The organism is Anaeromyxobacter dehalogenans 2CP-1, assembly GCF_000022145.1.
GTDB lineage: Bacteria > Myxococcota > Myxococcia > Myxococcales > Anaeromyxobacteraceae > Anaeromyxobacter > Anaeromyxobacter dehalogenans.
In genome coordinates this window covers 441,164-455,944 of sequence record NC_011891.1, presented here as the reverse complement: position 1 = coordinate 455,944, position 14,781 = coordinate 441,164, and the positions used below count along the sequence as shown (strand labels likewise).

Here is a 14,781-nt window from a genome sequence, read left to right as displayed (position 1 = left end):
CGCGGGAGCGCGCGCCGCGCGGCGGGTCAGGCGTTTCGCCAGGCCCGCTCGGCGCGCAGGATCACCTGCCCGAGCGGCACGTCGTACGGCCAGGAGTCGAGGATCAACCGGCCCAGGTCCTCCGCCCGGTCGCGCTTCGGGGGCAGCGCGTCGCCGTCCAGGGCCGAGAGGTAGCCCTGCAGGCGCGAGCGGCACGTCCCGAGCTGCTCGGGGCAGAGGCGGTGCTGGTTGGTGGACAGCTCGCCGTCGAGCTCTGCGAGGGCGAGCACGATGAGGTCGCGGGCGCGGTTTCGGCGTTCCATCGAGGCGAACCATCACGCGTCCGCTTGACCGAAGTCAAGCGGCCCGGGCCAGCGTCCCGGAATCATGAGGCTCTCCCCGCCGCGGCGGGGCCTCGGGATCCGTTCAACGAACATTGAAACCCCCGGGAACCTGGGGTACAGATCCGCGCGCCATGGCCTACCGCTCGCTGCGTGAGTTCCTCGCCCGGCTCGACGAGGCCGGCGAGCTGGTCCGGATCTCCGAGCCCGTCGATCCGGTCCTCGAGATGGCCGCGCTCGCCGACCGCGCCGCCAAGCAGGGCGGCCCGGCGCTCCTGTTCGAGCGCCCCGGGGCCCTGCCCGTCGCCATGAACCTGTTCGGCACCCGCCGGCGCACCAGCTGGGCGCTCTCCTGCGACGACTTCGAGCAGCACGCGGACGCGCTGCGCGCGCTGCTCCGCACCGCGCCGCCCCAGTCGTTCTGGGACAAGCTGAAGATGCTCCCGAAGCTGGGGAAGCTCGCGGCCATGGCCCCGAAGCACGTCTCCTCCGGCGCCTGCCAGGAGATCGTGGACCGCGAGCCCGACCTCCGCACGCTCCCGGTGCTCACCACCTGGCCGCACGACGGCGGCCCGTTCATCACGCTCCCGCAGGTCATCACCCGCGACCCCGAGACCGGCATCCGCAACGTGGGCATGTACCGGCTCCAGGTGCTCGGGCCGCGGCGGCTCGCGCTGCACTGGCAGCTCCACAAGACCGCCACCGCGCACTACCGCGCCTACCAGCAGCGCGGCGAGCGGATGCCGGTGGCCATCGCGCTCGGCGGCGATCCCGCCCTCACCTACTGCGCCTCGGCGCCCCTGCCGCCCAACGTGGACGAGTACCTGTTCGCCGGGTTCCTGCGCGGCGCCTCGGTCCACACCGTCACCGGCGTCGCCACCGGGCTCGACGTGCCGGCCGACGCGGACCTCGTCATCGAGGGCTTCGTGGACACCTCGGCGCCGCTCGTCCGCGAGGGCCCGTTCGGCGACCACACCGGGTTCTACTCGCTCGCCGACGACTACCCGGCGCTCGACGTGGTCGCGATCACCCGCCGCAAGGACGCGGTCTACCCGGCCACCGTGGTGGGCCCGCCGCCCGTCGAGGACCAGTGGCTGGGCAAGGCCACCGAGCGCATGTTCCTGCCGCTCATGCAGGTCGTGGCGCCCGAGATCGTGGACATCTGCATGCCGGTGGAGGGCGTCTTCCACAACCTGTGCCTCGTCTCCATCAAGAAGGAGCACCCGGGGCAGGCAAAGAAGGTCATCCACGGGCTGTGGGGCTCCGGGCAGATGGCGCAGACGAAGACGCTGGTGGTGTTCGACGACGACGTGGACGTGCAGGACGTCCCGCAGGCCGCCTGGCGCGCGTTCGCGAACGTGGACGTGAAGCGCGACCTCGTGATCGCCGACGGGCCGGTGGACGTGCTCGACCACGCCGCCGGCGGGTTCGCCTTCGGCGGGAAGATCGGCGTGGACGCCACGCGCAAGTGGCGCGAGGAGGGCGGGCGCGAGTGGCCGGAGGTGTGCGTCCACCCCCCCGAGGTGATCGCGCGGATGGACGCGCTCTACGACCGGCTGGTGCCGGGCGCGGCGCCGCTCCGCCGCCCGCGCATCGCCCCGCCCCCGGCGGCGTCCTGGACGCCGCGCCGCGGAGGGATCCTCCAGTGAGCGTGAACGTGCCGCTGCCCGGCGAGGCGCACCGCGGCTCCGCGGTCCGGGCCATGTTCGATCGAATCGCCCCGCGCTACGACCTGCTGAACCGGGTCATGACGCTGAAGGTGGACCAGGCCTGGCGCCGCCGCCTGCTCTCCGACCTCGCCCCGAAGGACGGCGAGCGGATGCTGGACCTGTGCGCCGGGACCATGGACGTCGCCGACCTGGCCCGGCGCCGCGCCCCGGGCCTGCGCGTCACCGGCGCCGACTTCTCCATGCAGATGCTCCGCCGCGGGGTGGAGAAGACCGCCCTGCCCGCGTCGCAGGCGGACGCGATGGCGCTGCCGTTCCTGGACGCGCGCTTCGACCTCGCCACGGTGACGTTCGGCATGCGCAACCTGGAGCGCTACGAGGTAGGCCTGGCCGAGCTGGCGCGGGTGCTGCGTCCGGGCGGCCGCCTCGGCGTGCTCGAGTTCTTCCGCTCCGAGTCGCGCGGCTCGCGCCTCGTGCACGGTGCGTACAACCGGCTGGCGCTGCCGGTGCTGGGCCGCATCCTCTCGCCCGACCCGGAGGCGTACCGCTACCTGGTGGCCTCGATGGAGCGCTTCGCCTCGCGGGTCGAGTTCGAGGACGCGGCGCGCCGCGCCGGCTTCCGCGAGGTGCGCGGCGAGACGCTGTTCCCGGGCGTGTGCGGGCTCGTCACGGCGGTGCGCGCGTGAAGCTGGTGGTCGCCGTCTCCGGCGCGTCGGGCGCCCCCTACGCGAGGCGGCTCCTCGACTTCCTGGCCGCGAACGCGGACCTGGGCGTGTCGGCCGACCTCGTCTTCACCCAGACCGGCAAGCAAGTCTGGAAGCAGGAGATCGGCGCCGAGCCGCGCTACCCGTTCAAGATCTGGAAGAACCAGGACTTCACCGCGCCGTTCGCGTCGGGCTCGTCGATGTACGACGCGATGGTGGTGATCCCCTGCTCGGCGGGCGCGCTGGCGCGCATCGCCTACGGGATCTCGGTGGACCTCGTCGGCCGGGCGGCCGACGTGATGCTGAAGGAGCGCAAGCGCCTGGTGCTGGTGCTGCGCGAGACGCCCATCTCGCTGGTCCACGCCCGCGCCATGACGCAGGTGATCGAGGCGGGCGCGTTCGTGATGCCGGCCTCGCCCTCGTTCTACTCGGGGCCGAGGACGGTGGACCAGGTGGTGGACACGGTGGTGGCGCGGGTGCTCGACCGGCTGGGCATCCCGAACGAGCTGATGAAGCGCTGGGACGGCCTGAGGCATTCGGACCGGGGGGATGAAGCCCCCCCGGACCCCCCGCTCGCTCCGGGCCAGGCTCATCCGCCTGACCCTGCGCTCGCCGACCTGGATGACCCGGAGGAACCCTGACATGCTCTCGATCCTGGCGAACCGCGCGCTCGAGCGCGACGGCCTCGGGCCCATCCGCGACAAGGTGCTGGCCGGCGAGCGGCTCACCGACGCCGACGGCCTGAGGCTGTTCGAGGCCGCCGACCTGCCCGCGCTGGGCGCGCTCGCGAACCACGTGCGCGAGGCCCGCCACGGCGCGCTCGCGTTCTACAACCGCAACGTCCACCTCAACCCGACCAACGTCTGCGTCGCGTCCTGCAAGTTCTGCTCGTTCGCGCGCAAGGACGACCAGCGCGCCTCCGACGGCTACACCATGTCGATCGACGAGGCGGTCGGGAAGGTGCTGTCGCGCAAGCCGCTCGGCGTCACCGAGGTGCACATCGTCTCCGGGCTGCACCCGGACCTGCCGTTCGAGTACTACACCGAGCTGCTCTCGCGCATCCGCGCCGGCTGGCCCGAGGTGGCCATCAAGGCGTTCACCGCCATCGAGATCCACTTCTTCGCCGAGAAGTTCGGCATGAGCTACGAGCAGGTGCTGCGCCGGCTGATGGACGCCGGCCTGCAGACCATGCCCGGCGGCGGCGCCGAGATCTTCGCGCCGCGCGTGCGCCGGAAGATCTGCGACGACAAGGCCACCGCAGACCAGTGGATCGAGATCCACCGCACCGCGCATCGCCTGGGCGTGAAGACGAACTCCACCATGCTCTACGGCCACATCGAGCGGCTGGACGAGCGGGTGGACCACATGCGCCGGCTGCGGGAGCTGCAGGACGAGACCCACGGCTTCCAGGTCTTCATCCCGCTCGCGTTCCACCCCGAGCACAACATGATCGGCAAGGCGTTCCCGAAGCCCACCGGCTACGACGCGCTGCGCACGCTCGCGGTGGCGCGGCTGTACCTCGACAACTTCGACCACGTGAAGGCGTACTGGGTCTCGCTCGGCGAGCGGCTGGCGCAGACCGCGCTGTCGTTCGGCGTGGACGACCTCGACGGCACCGTGCTGGAGGAGCGCATCTACCACATGGCCGGCTCGACGGTGCCGCAGGCGCTCAGCGAGCGTACGCTGCACCAGCTCATCCGCGCCGCCGGCCGCGTACCGGCCGAGCGCGACAGCCTCTACCGCGTGCTGAAGGTCCACGACGCGCCGCTCCCCGAGGAGCCGCCCGCGCGCCTCCAGGTCACCGCCTGATCCCGAGAGCTCCCATGCCGAAGAAGATCCGCGCCGCCGCCGTCTCGTTCCTGAACGCCTGGCCGCTCACCGCCGGGCTGGAGGGCTCCGAGCGCATCGAGCTGGTGCTGGCCGAGCCGTCCCGCTGCGCGGCCATGCTGGAGGCGGGCGAGGTGGACCTGGCGCTCGTGTCGGTCGCCGCGCTCACCAAGGGCCAGTACGACATCGTGCCCGGCATCGCCATCGGCGCCGACGGCCCGGTGCAGACGGTGGTGCTCGCCGGCGAGCAGTCGCCGGCCATCTGGGACGAGGTGTTCCTCGACACCGCCTCCCGCACCTCGCACGTGCTCGCGAAGCTGGTGCTCGACGCCATGGGCGTGCACCCGAAGTTCACCCCCATGCACGCGGACGAGGGACTGGCCCGCGCCAGGGGCACCAAGGGCGCGCTCGTGATCGGCGACCGCGGGTTCGGCGTCCGCGCCAACCACGTGCTCGACCTCGGGCGCGAGTGGACCCGGCTCATCGGGCTCCCCATGATCTTCGCGCTGTGGGCGGCGCGGCCGGGCGCGGTCACCCCCGAGGACGTGCAGGAGCTGACCCGGGCTGCGCAGCACGGCCTCGGGATCCGCACCGAGCTGGCGCAGAAGTTCGCCGCGCAGAAGGGCGGCGACCCGGAGAAGTACCGCCGCTACCTCACCCAGAAGATCCGCTACGGCCTCGGCCCCTACGAGCTGCAGGGGCTGGAGGCGTTCCTGGAGCGCGCCGCCGCGAAGGGCTTCCTGCCCCCCATGCCGCTCCGCTTCGTGGACGACGTGGTGCGGACCCGGCGCGTGCGCCGCGCCGTCTCGGTGGACACCGCGCTGCAGAAGGGCGCGGACGGCGAGCGGCTCGACGCCGACGAGGCGGCCACGCTCGACGAGAAGGCGCCGCTGCTCGAGCTCGGGCTGGCGGCCGACCAGCGCCGCCGCGCGCTCCACCCCGGCGACCTCGTCACCTACATCGTGTCGCGGAACGTGAACTACACGAACGTGTGCACCACCGCGTGCCACTTCTGCGCGTTCTACCGCCCCCGCGGCCACCAGGAGTCGTACGTCCTCACGCGCGAGGAGCTGACGCAGAAGATCGACGAGACCGTGGCGCTCGGCGGCATCGAGATCCTGCTGCAGGGCGGCCTCCACCCCGACCTCGGCGTCGAGTGGTACGAGGACCTGTTCCGCTGGGTGAAGCAGACCTGGCCGGTGATCAACCTCCACGCGCTCTCCCCCGAGGAGATCTGGCACATCGCCCGGACGAGCGAGCTCGGGCTCGAGGCCACCATCGACCGGCTGGTCGCGGCCGGGATGGACTCGATCCCGGGCGGCGGCGCCGAGATCCTGGACGACGAGGTCCGCCGCCGGATCGCGCCGCTCAAGTGCTCCACCGACGAGTGGCTCACCGTGATGAAGGCGGCCCACCTGAAGGGGCTGAAGAGCACCGCCACCATGATGTTCGGGGTGGGCGAGGGGCCGGAGCACCGGGTGGCGCACCTCATGCGGCTGCGCGAGCTGCAGGACGAGACGCACGGCTTCACCGCGTTCATCTGCTGGCCGTTCCAGTCGCAGAACACCCGGCTCGAGCCGGGCGACGGCAGCGCCCACGCCTACCTGCGCACGAACGCGCTCTCGCGCCTGGTGCTCGACAACGTCCCGAACCTGCAGGCGTCGTGGGTGACGATGGGCGGGGGCGTGGCCCAGGCCGCGCTGCACATGGGCTGCAACGACTTCGGCCAGGTGATGATCGAGGAGAACGTGGTCTCCGCGGCCGGCACCACCTTCAAGATGGACTCGGAGGAGGTGGAGCGGCACATCCGCGACGCCGGCTTCCGCGCCGCCCGCCGCAACATGAAGTACCAGCTGGTGGAGGAGACCCGCGCGTGATCCGGGTGGTGGCCGCGCCCTGGGTGCTCCCCGGCCTCGCGCCCGGCGCACCGGCGGCGTCCGCGCCGGCGATCGCCGACGGCGCGGTGGCGCTGGAGGGCGAGCGGGTGCGCGCGGTCGGGCCGCGCGCCGAGGTGGAGGCGCGCTTCGGGCCGGGCGAGCGCCTCGACGCGGTGCTCCTGCCGGCGCTCGTCAACGCGCACCTGCACCTCGAGCTCTCGCACATGAAGGGCTGGGTGGCGGGCGGCGAGGGGCTGCCCGGCTGGATCCAGCTGTTCGTGGCGGCGCGCCGGCGCACGCGCGAGGGCGAGCCCGAGGAGGCCATGGGCATGGCCGCCGAGGACCTGGTCCGCGCCGGGGTGGCCGCGGTGGGCGACATCAGCAACACGCTCGACTCGCTCGCTCCGCTCGCGGCCGCCGGCCTCGGGGGCACGATCTTCCACGAGGTGTTCGGCTTCACGCCGGAGCGCTTCGAGGAGGCCCGCGCCGCCGCGCGCCAGGTCCGCGAGGCCGCCGCCCCGCCGCCCGGGCTCCGGGTGGTGGAGAGCCCGCACGCGATCTACTCGACGAACGCCGCGGCCCTGCGCGCGCTGCTCCGCAGCGGCCCCGGCTCCCTGCACCTCGCGGAGGATCCGGCCGAGCGCGCCTTCTGCGCGACCGAGTCGGCCGGCCCCTTCGGGCGCATGTACGCGACGCTGGGCGCGGCGCTGCACGCGCTGCGGATCACCGGGCGCTCGCCGGTGGACGCGGTGAAGGCCGAGCTCCGCCCGCACCACCTGGCGGTGCACTGCGTCGACCTCGACGACGAGGACCTGCGCGCGCTCGCCGCCACCGGCGCCACGGTGGTGCTCTGCCCGCGGTCGAACCGCTACATCCTCGGCGCGCTGCCGCGCCTCGAGGCGCTCCTCGCGGCGGGGATCCCGCTCGCGGTCGGCACCGACTCGCTCGCCAGCGCCCCCTCGCTCGCGCCGCTCGCGGAGCTGGCGCTGCTGCGGCGCGAGGTGCCCGCCGTGGCCGCGACCCGGCTGCTCCCGCTCGCCTGGAACGGGGCCGCGCTGGCCGCCCCGCACGTGGGCCGGCTCGCGCCGGGCGCCGCGCCGGGCGTGCTCGCCGCGCCGCTCGAGGGCGCGCGGCCGCCGGATCCGGCCGAGTGGCTGGTCTCCACCTTCGGCGCCGAAGAGCGCCCGTTCACCTGGCTCGCCCGGCAGCGGCCGGGCCCGGAGCGTCCCGAATGACCGTCGCCGCGCTCGCGCGCATGGTGAAGCTCAGCCACTCGCTGTTCGCGCTGCCGTTCGCGGCCGCGGCGGTGGCGCTGGTGGCCGCCGAGGCGCGGCTGGACCCGGCCCGCCTCGCGCTCGTGGCGCTGGCGGTGGTGGCGGCGCGTACCGCCGCCATGGCCATGAACCGCATCGCCGACCGGGCGTTCGACGCCCGCAACCCGCGCACGCAGCGGCGCGAGCTCGTCACCGGCGAGGTCTCGGCCGCCGCCGCCTGGGCGCTGCTCGGCGGCTCCTCCGCGGCGTTCGTGGCCGCCGCCGCGCTCATCTCGCCCGTCTGCGGCGCGCTGGCGCTGCCGGTGCTCGCCGTCCTGCTCGGCTACTCCTACGCGAAGCGCTTCACCTGGGCCTGCCACCTGTGGCTCGGGGTGGCGCAGGCGCTCGCGCCGGTGGGGGTGGCGATCGCGCTCACCGGGACCGCCCCGCTCGCCTCGGTGGTGCTCGGGCTCGGCGTGGGCGCGTGGATCGCCGGGTTCGACGTCTTCTACTCGATGCAGGACATGGACTACGACCGCGGCGCGGGGCTGCGCTCGATCCCGGCGCGCTTCGGCGTCGCGGGCGCGCTCCGCTGGGCGCGGGGCCTCCACCTCGCCGCCGCCGCCGCGATCTTCGCCGCCGGCGCGCTGGCCGGGCGCGGCGCCGGCTGGATCACGGGTTCGGTGATCCTCGCGGCCACGCTCGCGGCCGAGCACCGCTACGTGGCGCCGGGCGGCGCGCTCCGGCCGGAGCGGATCAACGTCGCGTTCTTCAACTACAACGCCTTCGCCTCGATCGCGTTCGCGCTGTGCGCGCTCGCCGATCTGGCGCTCCGGTGACCGGGGGACCCGCATGACCGCCGCCGCGCAACGCGCCGCCGCGCCGACCTCCCACGCGCTGCAGAAGGCCGACCTGGCCGTCGCCGACGCGGTGGGCGCGCTCATGGAGCTGTGGGGCTTCCGGCGCCAGCTCGGGCGCATCTGGGCGGTGCTGTTCCTGTCGGACCGGCCGCTCGCCGCGCCCGATCTGTGCGACCGGCTGCAGATCTCCACCGGCCTGCTCTCGATGAGCCTCGCCGAGCTGCGCCGCTGGGGCGTGGTGCGGACGGTGGAGGTCCCCGGGGACCGCAAGGAGCACTTCGAGGCGGAGACCAACGTCTGGAAGCTGGTGGCCCGGGTGCTGCGCGAGCGCGAGAAGCGCGCGGTGGAGCAGGCGCTCGCCGCGTTCGAGCGCGCGCTCGCCGAGGTGCGGGCCGCGCTCGCCGACGTGGACCCCGCGGTGAAGGCGCAGGCGCGCTTCAAGGCGCGGCGGCTGGAGGTGCTCTCGGACCTCGCGCGCGCGGCGCTCACCGTGCTGAAGCTGCTGGTGGACTCGAGCCGCGCCGACGTGGGGCCCATCAAGGCGCTCTCGGAGGCGCTGGCGCGGCGGGACTGACCGCGGCGGCGCCCGGCGCCCCGGCCCGCTCCGGCGGAGGGGGATCCGGGGGGCGAGCGCATGTCCATCGGCCCCCGGCGGCCGCCCTCCCGTGCGCGAGGGGTACCCACGCCACGCGTCTCCGCGGGCCCTGCGGAGGTGCCCTCGACGGCGTGCCGCACCGTCCGTGCGCGTGCGGCGCTTCGCCCGCCCCGGGCGCGGCCGGGCGGCCGCGGACCACCCGGCGGCCCGATGCCTTGCCCATCCCCGCGTGGAAACGGTAAGAAGTCCCCCCCATGCTGTCCCCCGACGTCCTGAAGAAGCTCGAGGCCATCGAGCAGCGGTTCGAGGAGCTCACCCAGCTCCTCTCGGACCCGGCCGTGGCCGGCAACGGCGACCGGTTCCGGAAGGTGGCGAAGGAGCGCGCCTCCATCGAGCAGACCGTCACCGCCCTGCGCGCCTATCGCAAGCTGCTCGAGGACGTGGAGGGCAACGAGGCGCTGCTCGCGGACAAGGACCCCGAGCTGCGCGAGCTCGCCAAGGAGGAGCTGGCGCAGCTGCGGCCGCAGGTCGATCCCGCCGAGGAGCAGCTCAAGCTGTACCTCGTGCCGAAGGACCCGAACGACGAGAAGGACGTCATCGTCGAGATCCGGGCCGGCGCGGGCGGCGACGAGGCGGGGCTGTTCGCGGCCGAGGTCATGCGCATGTACGTCCGCTACGCCGAGCGCCGCGGCTGGCGCGTCGAGCTGATGGACACCTCGGGCGGCGCGCTCGGCGGCGTGAAGGAGGCGACGCTCACCGTCTCCGGCGACGCGGTCTACTCCTCGCTCAAGTACGAGTCCGGCGTGCACCGGGTGCAGCGCGTCCCCGCCACCGAGGCCCAGGGGCGCATCCACACCTCCACCGTCACCGTGGCGGTGATGCCCGAGGCGGAGGAGATCGACGTCCAGGTGAACCCGGCCGACGTGGAGATGGACGTGTTCCGCTCCACCGGCTCGGGCGGCCAGTCGGTGAACACCACCGACTCCGCGGTGCGCCTCACCCACAAGCCGACCGGCATCGTGGTGAAGTGCCAGCAGGAGAAGAGCCAGCTGAAGAACCGCACCATGGCCATGAAGATGCTGCGGGCCAAGCTGTTCGAGATCGAGCAGGAGCGGCAGCGCAGCGCGCGCGACGCGACCCGCAAGTCGCAGGTGGGCACCGGCGACCGCTCCGAGAAGATCCGCACCTACAACTTCCCGCAGGACCGGCTCACCGACCACCGCGTGAACTACACGCGCCACAACCTGCCCGCGGTGATGGACGGCGACGTGCAGGACGTCATCGACGCCTGCCGGACGTTCTACGCGGCCCAGGCGCTGCGCGAGGCGTCGCGCGGCGAGGCCGGGGCGGCGGAGCGGCGGGCGTGAGCGACGGCGGGGCCTGGACGACGCTCCGCCTCCTCGCCTGGACCCAGGAGTTCTTCGGCCGCAAGGGCGTGGACGCGCCGCGGCTCACCGCGGAGCTGCTGCTCGCGCACGCGCTGCGCTGCGAGCGGATGCGGCTCTACCTCGACTTCGACAAGCCGCTCGGCGAGCCGGAGCTGGCCGCGTTCCGCGACCTGGTGCGGCGCCGGGCCGAGGGCGAGCCCACCGCCTACCTCACCGGCCGGCGCGACTTCTACGGCCGGCCGTTCCTCGTGGACGCGCGCGTGCTCGTCCCGCGGCCGGAGACCGAGCTGGTGCTGGAGGCGGCGCGCGACGCGCTGCCGGAGGGCGGGGCCGCGCTCGACCTGTGCACCGGGTCCGGCGCGCTGGGCGTGTCGCTCGCGCTGGAGCGGCCCGGCGCGCGGGTGGTCGCGACCGACCTCTCCGCCGACGCGCTCGCGGTCGCCGCCGAGAACGCGCGCGCGCTCGGCGCGGCGGTGGACCTGCGCCAGGGCGACCTGTGGGCGCCGCTCCGGGCGGGCGAGCGCTTCGACGTGATCGTGTCCAATCCGCCCTACGTGCCGCGTGGCGAGCTGGACACGCTGCCCCGCGAGGTCCGGCGCGAGCCGCGGCTGGCGCTGGACGGCGGCCCGGACGGCCTCTCCCTGCTCCGGCGCATCGTGGAGGGTGCCCCGGCCCGCCTCGCCCCCGGCGGCACGCTGGTGCTGGAGATGCACGAGGGCCACCTGGAGCTCCTGCCGCGCCTGTGCCGCGACGCGGGGTTCGCGCAAGCGGAGGCCCGACGGGACCTGGCCGGCCTGCCCCGGCTCACGGTGGCGCGCCTGCCGGGCGCCGCGTAGAATCCGCGCCGCCGCTCGCATCCCGCTTGCACGCTGCACCGTCCGGGCGATCCCCTGCCCTGACGCGAAGGAGCCATCGTTTGGACAAGATCGTGATCGAGGGAGGCGTCCCGCTCCGCGGGAGCGTGGACGTCTCCGGCGCGAAGAACGCCGCGCTGCCCGTCATCGCCGCCGCCCTGCTCGCCGAGGGCGAGCACGAGGTGCGCAACGTCCCGGACCTCGCGGACGTGCGCACCCTCGGCAAGCTGCTCGGGCACATGGGCTGCGAGGTGGCGCGCGGCGAGGGCGACCGGCGCACGGTCCGGCTCCGCGTTCCCGCCGCGGTGGCGCCCGAGGCGCCCTACGAGCTCGTGAAGACCATGCGCGCCTCGGTGCTGGTGCTCGGGCCGCTGCTCGCGCGCCTCGGCCGGGCGCGCGTCTCGCTGCCCGGCGGCTGCGCCATCGGCGCCCGCCCCATCGACCAGCACCTGAAGGCGCTCACCGCGCTCGGCGCCGAGATCCGGCTCGAGCACGGCTACGTGAACGCCAGCGTGCCGCGCGGCCGGCTCCGCGGCACGGTGTTCACGTTCGACGCCCAGACCGTCACCGGCACCGAGAACGTGATGATGGCGGCGGCGCTCGCCGACGGCGAGACGGTGCTGCGCAACTGCGCGCGCGAGCCGGAGGTGAAGGACCTCGGCGACGCGCTGGTCGCGATGGGCGCGCTGGTCGAGGGCGCCGGCACCGACGAGATCTGGATCGAGGGCGTCCCATCGCTCCGGCCGCTGTCGCACGCGGTCATCCCCGACCGCATCGAGGCCGGCACGTTCCTGGTGGCGGGCGCGCTGCCCGGCAACGACGTGACCGTCCGCGGCTGCGTGGCGGCGCACCAGGAGGCGCTCGTCGAGAAGCTCCGCGCGGTCGGCGCCGAGGTGACGAAGGTGGAGGGCGGCCTGCGGGTGGTGGGCGACGGCCGCCCGCGGCCGGTGGACGTGCGGACCGCGCCGCACCCCGGGTTCCCCACCGACATGCAGGCGCAGCTCATGGTGCTGCTCTGCCTCGCCGACGGGACCTCGCGCATCACCGAGACGGTGTTCGAGAACCGCTTCATGCACGTTCAGGAGCTGATCCGCCTCGGCGCCCACGTCGAGGTGGACGGGCGCGTCGCCATGGTGAAGGGCGTCCCGGAGCTGTCCGGCGCGCCGGTGATGGCGTCCGACCTGCGGGCCTCCGCCGCGCTGGTGCTGGCCGGCCTCGCGGCGAGCGGGACGACCGAGGTGCTGCGCGTGTACCATCTCGACCGCGGCTACGAGCGGATCGAGGAGAAGCTGGCGCCCCTCGGGGCGCGCATCCGGAGGGTGAGAGGCTGATGCCGGGTACGAGCGAGCTCATCACGGTGGCGGTGCCGAAGGGGCGCCTCCTGCAGGAGTCCTCGGCGCTGTTCGAGCGGGCGCTCGGCGTGTCGCCGCGCAAGCTGCTGGAGGGCACGCGCAAGCTGGCCGCCGACGCCCCCGAGGCCGGCCTGCGCTTCATCTCGATCCGCGCCGGCGACGTGGCGAGCTACGTGGAGCACGGCGCCGCCGAGGTCGGCATCGTCGGGCTCGACGTGCTGCGCGAGGAACCGCGCGATCTGTACGAGCCGCTCGACCTGGGGATCGGCCGCTGCACCGTGATCGTGGCCCGCCCGAAGGGCGCCCGGCCGCTGCCGCGCGGGGTCGCGCCGCGGGTGGCGACGAAGTACCTGTCGCTCGCGGCCCGGCACTTCGCCGCCAAGGGGGTGCCGGCGGAGATCATCCCGCTGCACGGCTCCATCGAGGTGGCGCCCTCGCTCGGGCTCGCCGACACCATCGTGGACATCACCGAGACCGGGGAGACGCTGCGCGCCAACGGCCTGGTCATCGAGGAGAAGGTCCTCGAGGTCTCGGCGCGCCTCGTCGTGAACCGGGTGGCCCTGAAGCTCCACCCGGAGCGGCTGCGTCGTCTGATCGAGGCATTGCGCGCCGCCGTGGCCGAAGCCGGCGCCGAAGCCCGTTGAAACGTGGCACGGCTTCTGCCTAGTATGACCAGGACTCGGCAAGAGCCCGTCCTCGCTTGAAATCCCGATCCCAACCCGTCGTGTCACCGGTCCGAGGAGGACCCGCTACGTCATGGATTGCCCGCGGTGCAGCGTCGAGCTGAACGAGATCGCCCACGAGGACAGCGCCGTCCAGCGCTGCGCCGAGTGCGGAGGCATCTGGGTGGGTGACGCCGCCGATCTCAACAAGGTGCTGCTGCACGCCAACCTGCCGGCGCTGTCAGCGCTCGGCGGGTACGTGAACGCGGACGAGATCTCCGGGATGTGCCCGGCCTGCAACGTGGACCTGGTGGTCGTCGAGGGGGGCGAGAAGCGTGCCCTCGCCTACGACACCTGCGAGTCCTGCGGCGGGATCTGGGTGGACGGGACCGAGGACGAGCCGGCGGCCGAGCTCGACTGGAAGGGCGCCACCTCGCAGATCGTGGCGTTCTTCAAGGCGTTCGCGAAGAAGAAGTAGCCGGCGCCCGCGCGCGGGCCCCCGCTCACCAGGTCCGGTCGTCGCGCCACGGGTGCGCGGTGTTGGAGTAGCCGCGGATCTCCCAGTAGCCGCGCCGGTCCTGCGTCATGAGCTCGAGGCGCGTGAGCCACTTCGCGCCCTTCCAGGCGTAGAGCTGTGGGACCACGATCCGCACCGGCCCGCCGTGCTCGCGGGTGACCGGCTTTCCCTCGACCGCGTGCACGAGCAGCACGTCCGGCTTCAGCGCCTCCTCCAGCGGCAGGTTGGTGGAGTAGCCGTCGGCGGAGTGCGCCATGAGGTGGGTGGCCGCCGCGGTGGGCCGCGCCAGCGCCAGCACGGTCTCGAGGCGGACCCCCCGGAACGCCACGTCGAGGATCGACCAGCCGGTCACGCAGTGGAAGTCGGCCTCCTCGTCCACCTGCGGGAGCGCCAGCAGGCCGGCGTAGGAGAGCTCGAGCGGCGTCTCGACCGCGCCGTCCACCACGAGCCGCCAGCGCTCGGGCGCGAGGTCGGGCGTGCCGGTGCCGAGGTCCATCACCGGCCACTCGTGCTTCTCGAACACGTTCTGGCCGGGCGGCTCCTTCGGCATGCCGTGCCGGTTCGCCGGCCCGTCGCCCTGCGGGCTCGCGTCCGCGAGGGAGGGCGTGGCCTTCATCTTCTCGCCGAAGCGCGCGCGCAGGAGCGCCACGCCCTCCGCGATCCGCCGCTGCTGGTCGTCCACCGGGTGCCCTTCCCCGGGCCGTCGCGGGCCCGGCGCGCCGAAGCGTAGCCCGCGCCGGCGCGCCGCGCAGCCCCGAACCCGCCGGACGAGGTCACGGCTCAGCGCGCCGCCAGGCGCGCCCGCGGGGACCTCGCGCCCGCCCGCGGAGGCGGGCGCGCGAGGTCACCGGCCCGCGCAGCAGGAGCGGGGCCCCGCCGCCCTTCGGCAAGCGCAGGGCGGCGGG

Annotated in this window: 15 protein-coding genes; 13 read left to right on the top strand and 2 right to left on the bottom strand. The window is 74.1% G+C overall.

The genetic code is table 11. The features are described from left to right. Positions 1–26 precede the first annotated feature (26 nt). On the bottom strand, positions 27–302 hold the full coding sequence (locus tag A2CP1_RS02005) for a hypothetical protein (RefSeq protein WP_012631815.1): 276 nt from the start codon (positions 300–302) through the stop codon (positions 27–29). Positions 303–454: 152 nt separating this feature from the next. Here A2CP1_RS02005 and A2CP1_RS02000 point away from each other — a divergent pair, with 152 nt between their 5' ends. The 13 genes from A2CP1_RS02000 to A2CP1_RS01940 all read left to right on the top strand — a co-directional run bounded on the left by A2CP1_RS02000 (position 455) and on the right by A2CP1_RS01940 (position 13,837). Beyond that, positions 455–1,969, top strand: coding sequence for a menaquinone biosynthesis decarboxylase (locus A2CP1_RS02000; protein ID WP_012631814.1), 1,515 nt, complete (start codon positions 455–457; stop codon positions 1,967–1,969). A 2-nt stretch (positions 1,970–1,971) separates the two neighbouring features. Further along, on the top strand, positions 1,972–2,673 hold the full coding sequence (locus tag A2CP1_RS01995) for a ubiquinone/menaquinone biosynthesis methyltransferase (protein ID WP_232288344.1): 702 nt from the start codon (positions 1,972–1,974) through the stop codon (positions 2,671–2,673). Beyond that, positions 2,670–3,332 carry a UbiX family flavin prenyltransferase gene (locus A2CP1_RS01990; protein ID WP_012631812.1) on the top strand — a complete coding sequence of 221 codons (663 nt, stop codon included), beginning with the start codon at positions 2,670–2,672 and terminating at the stop codon, positions 3,330–3,332. The genes A2CP1_RS01995 and A2CP1_RS01990 overlap by 4 nt, the downstream gene beginning before the upstream one ends. Before the next feature lies 1 nt (position 3,333). Beyond that, positions 3,334–4,500 carry an aminofutalosine synthase MqnE gene (gene mqnE / locus A2CP1_RS01985; protein ID WP_012631811.1) on the top strand — a complete coding sequence of 389 codons (1,167 nt, stop codon included), beginning with the start codon at positions 3,334–3,336 and terminating at the stop codon, positions 4,498–4,500. 14 nt (positions 4,501–4,514) lie between these two features. Further along, positions 4,515–6,395: a cyclic dehypoxanthinyl futalosine synthase gene (mqnC, locus tag A2CP1_RS01980; protein WP_012631810.1), complete on the top strand. Its 1,881-nt coding sequence runs from the start codon at positions 4,515–4,517 to the stop codon at positions 6,393–6,395. Continuing rightward, positions 6,392–7,630 (top strand): amidohydrolase family protein, encoded by a 1,239-nt coding sequence (locus A2CP1_RS01975; protein ID WP_012631809.1) that lies wholly within the window; start codon positions 6,392–6,394, stop codon positions 7,628–7,630. The genes mqnC and A2CP1_RS01975 overlap by 4 nt, the downstream gene beginning before the upstream one ends. After that, positions 7,627–8,487, top strand: coding sequence for a UbiA-like polyprenyltransferase (locus tag A2CP1_RS01970; RefSeq protein ID WP_012631808.1), 861 nt, complete (start codon positions 7,627–7,629; stop codon positions 8,485–8,487). Before A2CP1_RS01975 ends, A2CP1_RS01970 begins: the two co-directional genes overlap by 4 nt. 13 nt (positions 8,488–8,500) lie before the next feature. Then, a complete protein-coding gene (locus tag A2CP1_RS01965) occupies positions 8,501–9,082 on the top strand; it encodes a GbsR/MarR family transcriptional regulator (RefSeq protein ID WP_011419427.1) in 582 nt (193 codons plus the stop codon). A 275-nt stretch (positions 9,083–9,357) separates the two neighbouring features. Continuing rightward, a complete protein-coding gene (gene prfA, locus A2CP1_RS01960) occupies positions 9,358–10,470 on the top strand; it encodes a peptide chain release factor 1 (RefSeq protein ID WP_012631807.1) in 1,113 nt (370 codons plus the stop codon). Further along, entirely contained in the window at positions 10,467–11,327 is an 861-nt protein-coding gene (prmC, locus tag A2CP1_RS01955; RefSeq protein WP_012631806.1) for a peptide chain release factor N(5)-glutamine methyltransferase, read from the top strand. Before prfA ends, prmC begins: the two co-directional genes overlap by 4 nt. 80 nt (positions 11,328–11,407) lie before the next feature. Further along, the gene (murA, locus tag A2CP1_RS01950; protein ID WP_012631805.1) at positions 11,408–12,676 is read left to right on the top strand and encodes a UDP-N-acetylglucosamine 1-carboxyvinyltransferase; all 1,269 of its coding nucleotides are present in this window, start codon (positions 11,408–11,410) and stop codon (positions 12,674–12,676) included. Next, positions 12,676–13,341 carry an ATP phosphoribosyltransferase gene (gene hisG, locus A2CP1_RS01945; protein WP_012631804.1) on the top strand — a complete coding sequence of 222 codons (666 nt, stop codon included), beginning with the start codon at positions 12,676–12,678 and terminating at the stop codon, positions 13,339–13,341. The genes murA and hisG overlap by 1 nt, the downstream gene beginning before the upstream one ends. A 112-nt stretch (positions 13,342–13,453) precedes the next feature. Continuing rightward, positions 13,454–13,837 (top strand): zf-TFIIB domain-containing protein, encoded by a 384-nt coding sequence (locus A2CP1_RS01940; RefSeq protein WP_012631803.1) that lies wholly within the window; start codon positions 13,454–13,456, stop codon positions 13,835–13,837. A gap of 25 nt (positions 13,838–13,862) precedes the next feature. Here the strand turns inward: A2CP1_RS01940 and A2CP1_RS01935 are convergent, their stop codons facing one another. Beyond that, on the bottom strand, positions 13,863–14,558 hold the full coding sequence (locus A2CP1_RS01935; RefSeq protein ID WP_012631802.1) for a sulfite oxidase-like oxidoreductase: 696 nt from the start codon (positions 14,556–14,558) through the stop codon (positions 13,863–13,865). Between the last annotated feature and the right edge of the window lie 223 nt (positions 14,559–14,781).

What these genes read in the sequence shown, in the direction of transcription:
- A2CP1_RS01970 (WP_012631808.1), top strand. Translation starts at nt 7,627, where the DNA reads ATGACCGTCGCCGCGCTCGCGCGCATGGTGAAGCTCAGCCACTCGCTG.
- mqnC (WP_012631810.1), top strand. Translation starts at nt 4,515, where the DNA reads ATGCCGAAGAAGATCCGCGCCGCCGCCGTCTCGTTCCTGAACGCCTGG.
- prfA (WP_012631807.1), top strand. Translation starts at nt 9,358, where the DNA reads ATGCTGTCCCCCGACGTCCTGAAGAAGCTCGAGGCCATCGAGCAGCGG.
- hisG (WP_012631804.1), top strand. Translation starts at nt 12,676, where the DNA reads ATGCCGGGTACGAGCGAGCTCATCACGGTGGCGGTGCCGAAGGGGCGC.
- A2CP1_RS02005 (WP_012631815.1), bottom strand. Translation starts at nt 302, where the DNA reads ATGGAACGCCGAAACCGCGCCCGCGACCTCATCGTGCTCGCCCTCGCA.
- mqnE (WP_012631811.1), top strand. Translation starts at nt 3,334, where the DNA reads ATGCTCTCGATCCTGGCGAACCGCGCGCTCGAGCGCGACGGCCTCGGG.
- A2CP1_RS01965 (WP_011419427.1), top strand. Translation starts at nt 8,501, where the DNA reads ATGACCGCCGCCGCGCAACGCGCCGCCGCGCCGACCTCCCACGCGCTG.
- A2CP1_RS02000 (WP_012631814.1), top strand. Translation starts at nt 455, where the DNA reads ATGGCCTACCGCTCGCTGCGTGAGTTCCTCGCCCGGCTCGACGAGGCC.
- A2CP1_RS01940 (WP_012631803.1), top strand. Translation starts at nt 13,454, where the DNA reads ATGGATTGCCCGCGGTGCAGCGTCGAGCTGAACGAGATCGCCCACGAG.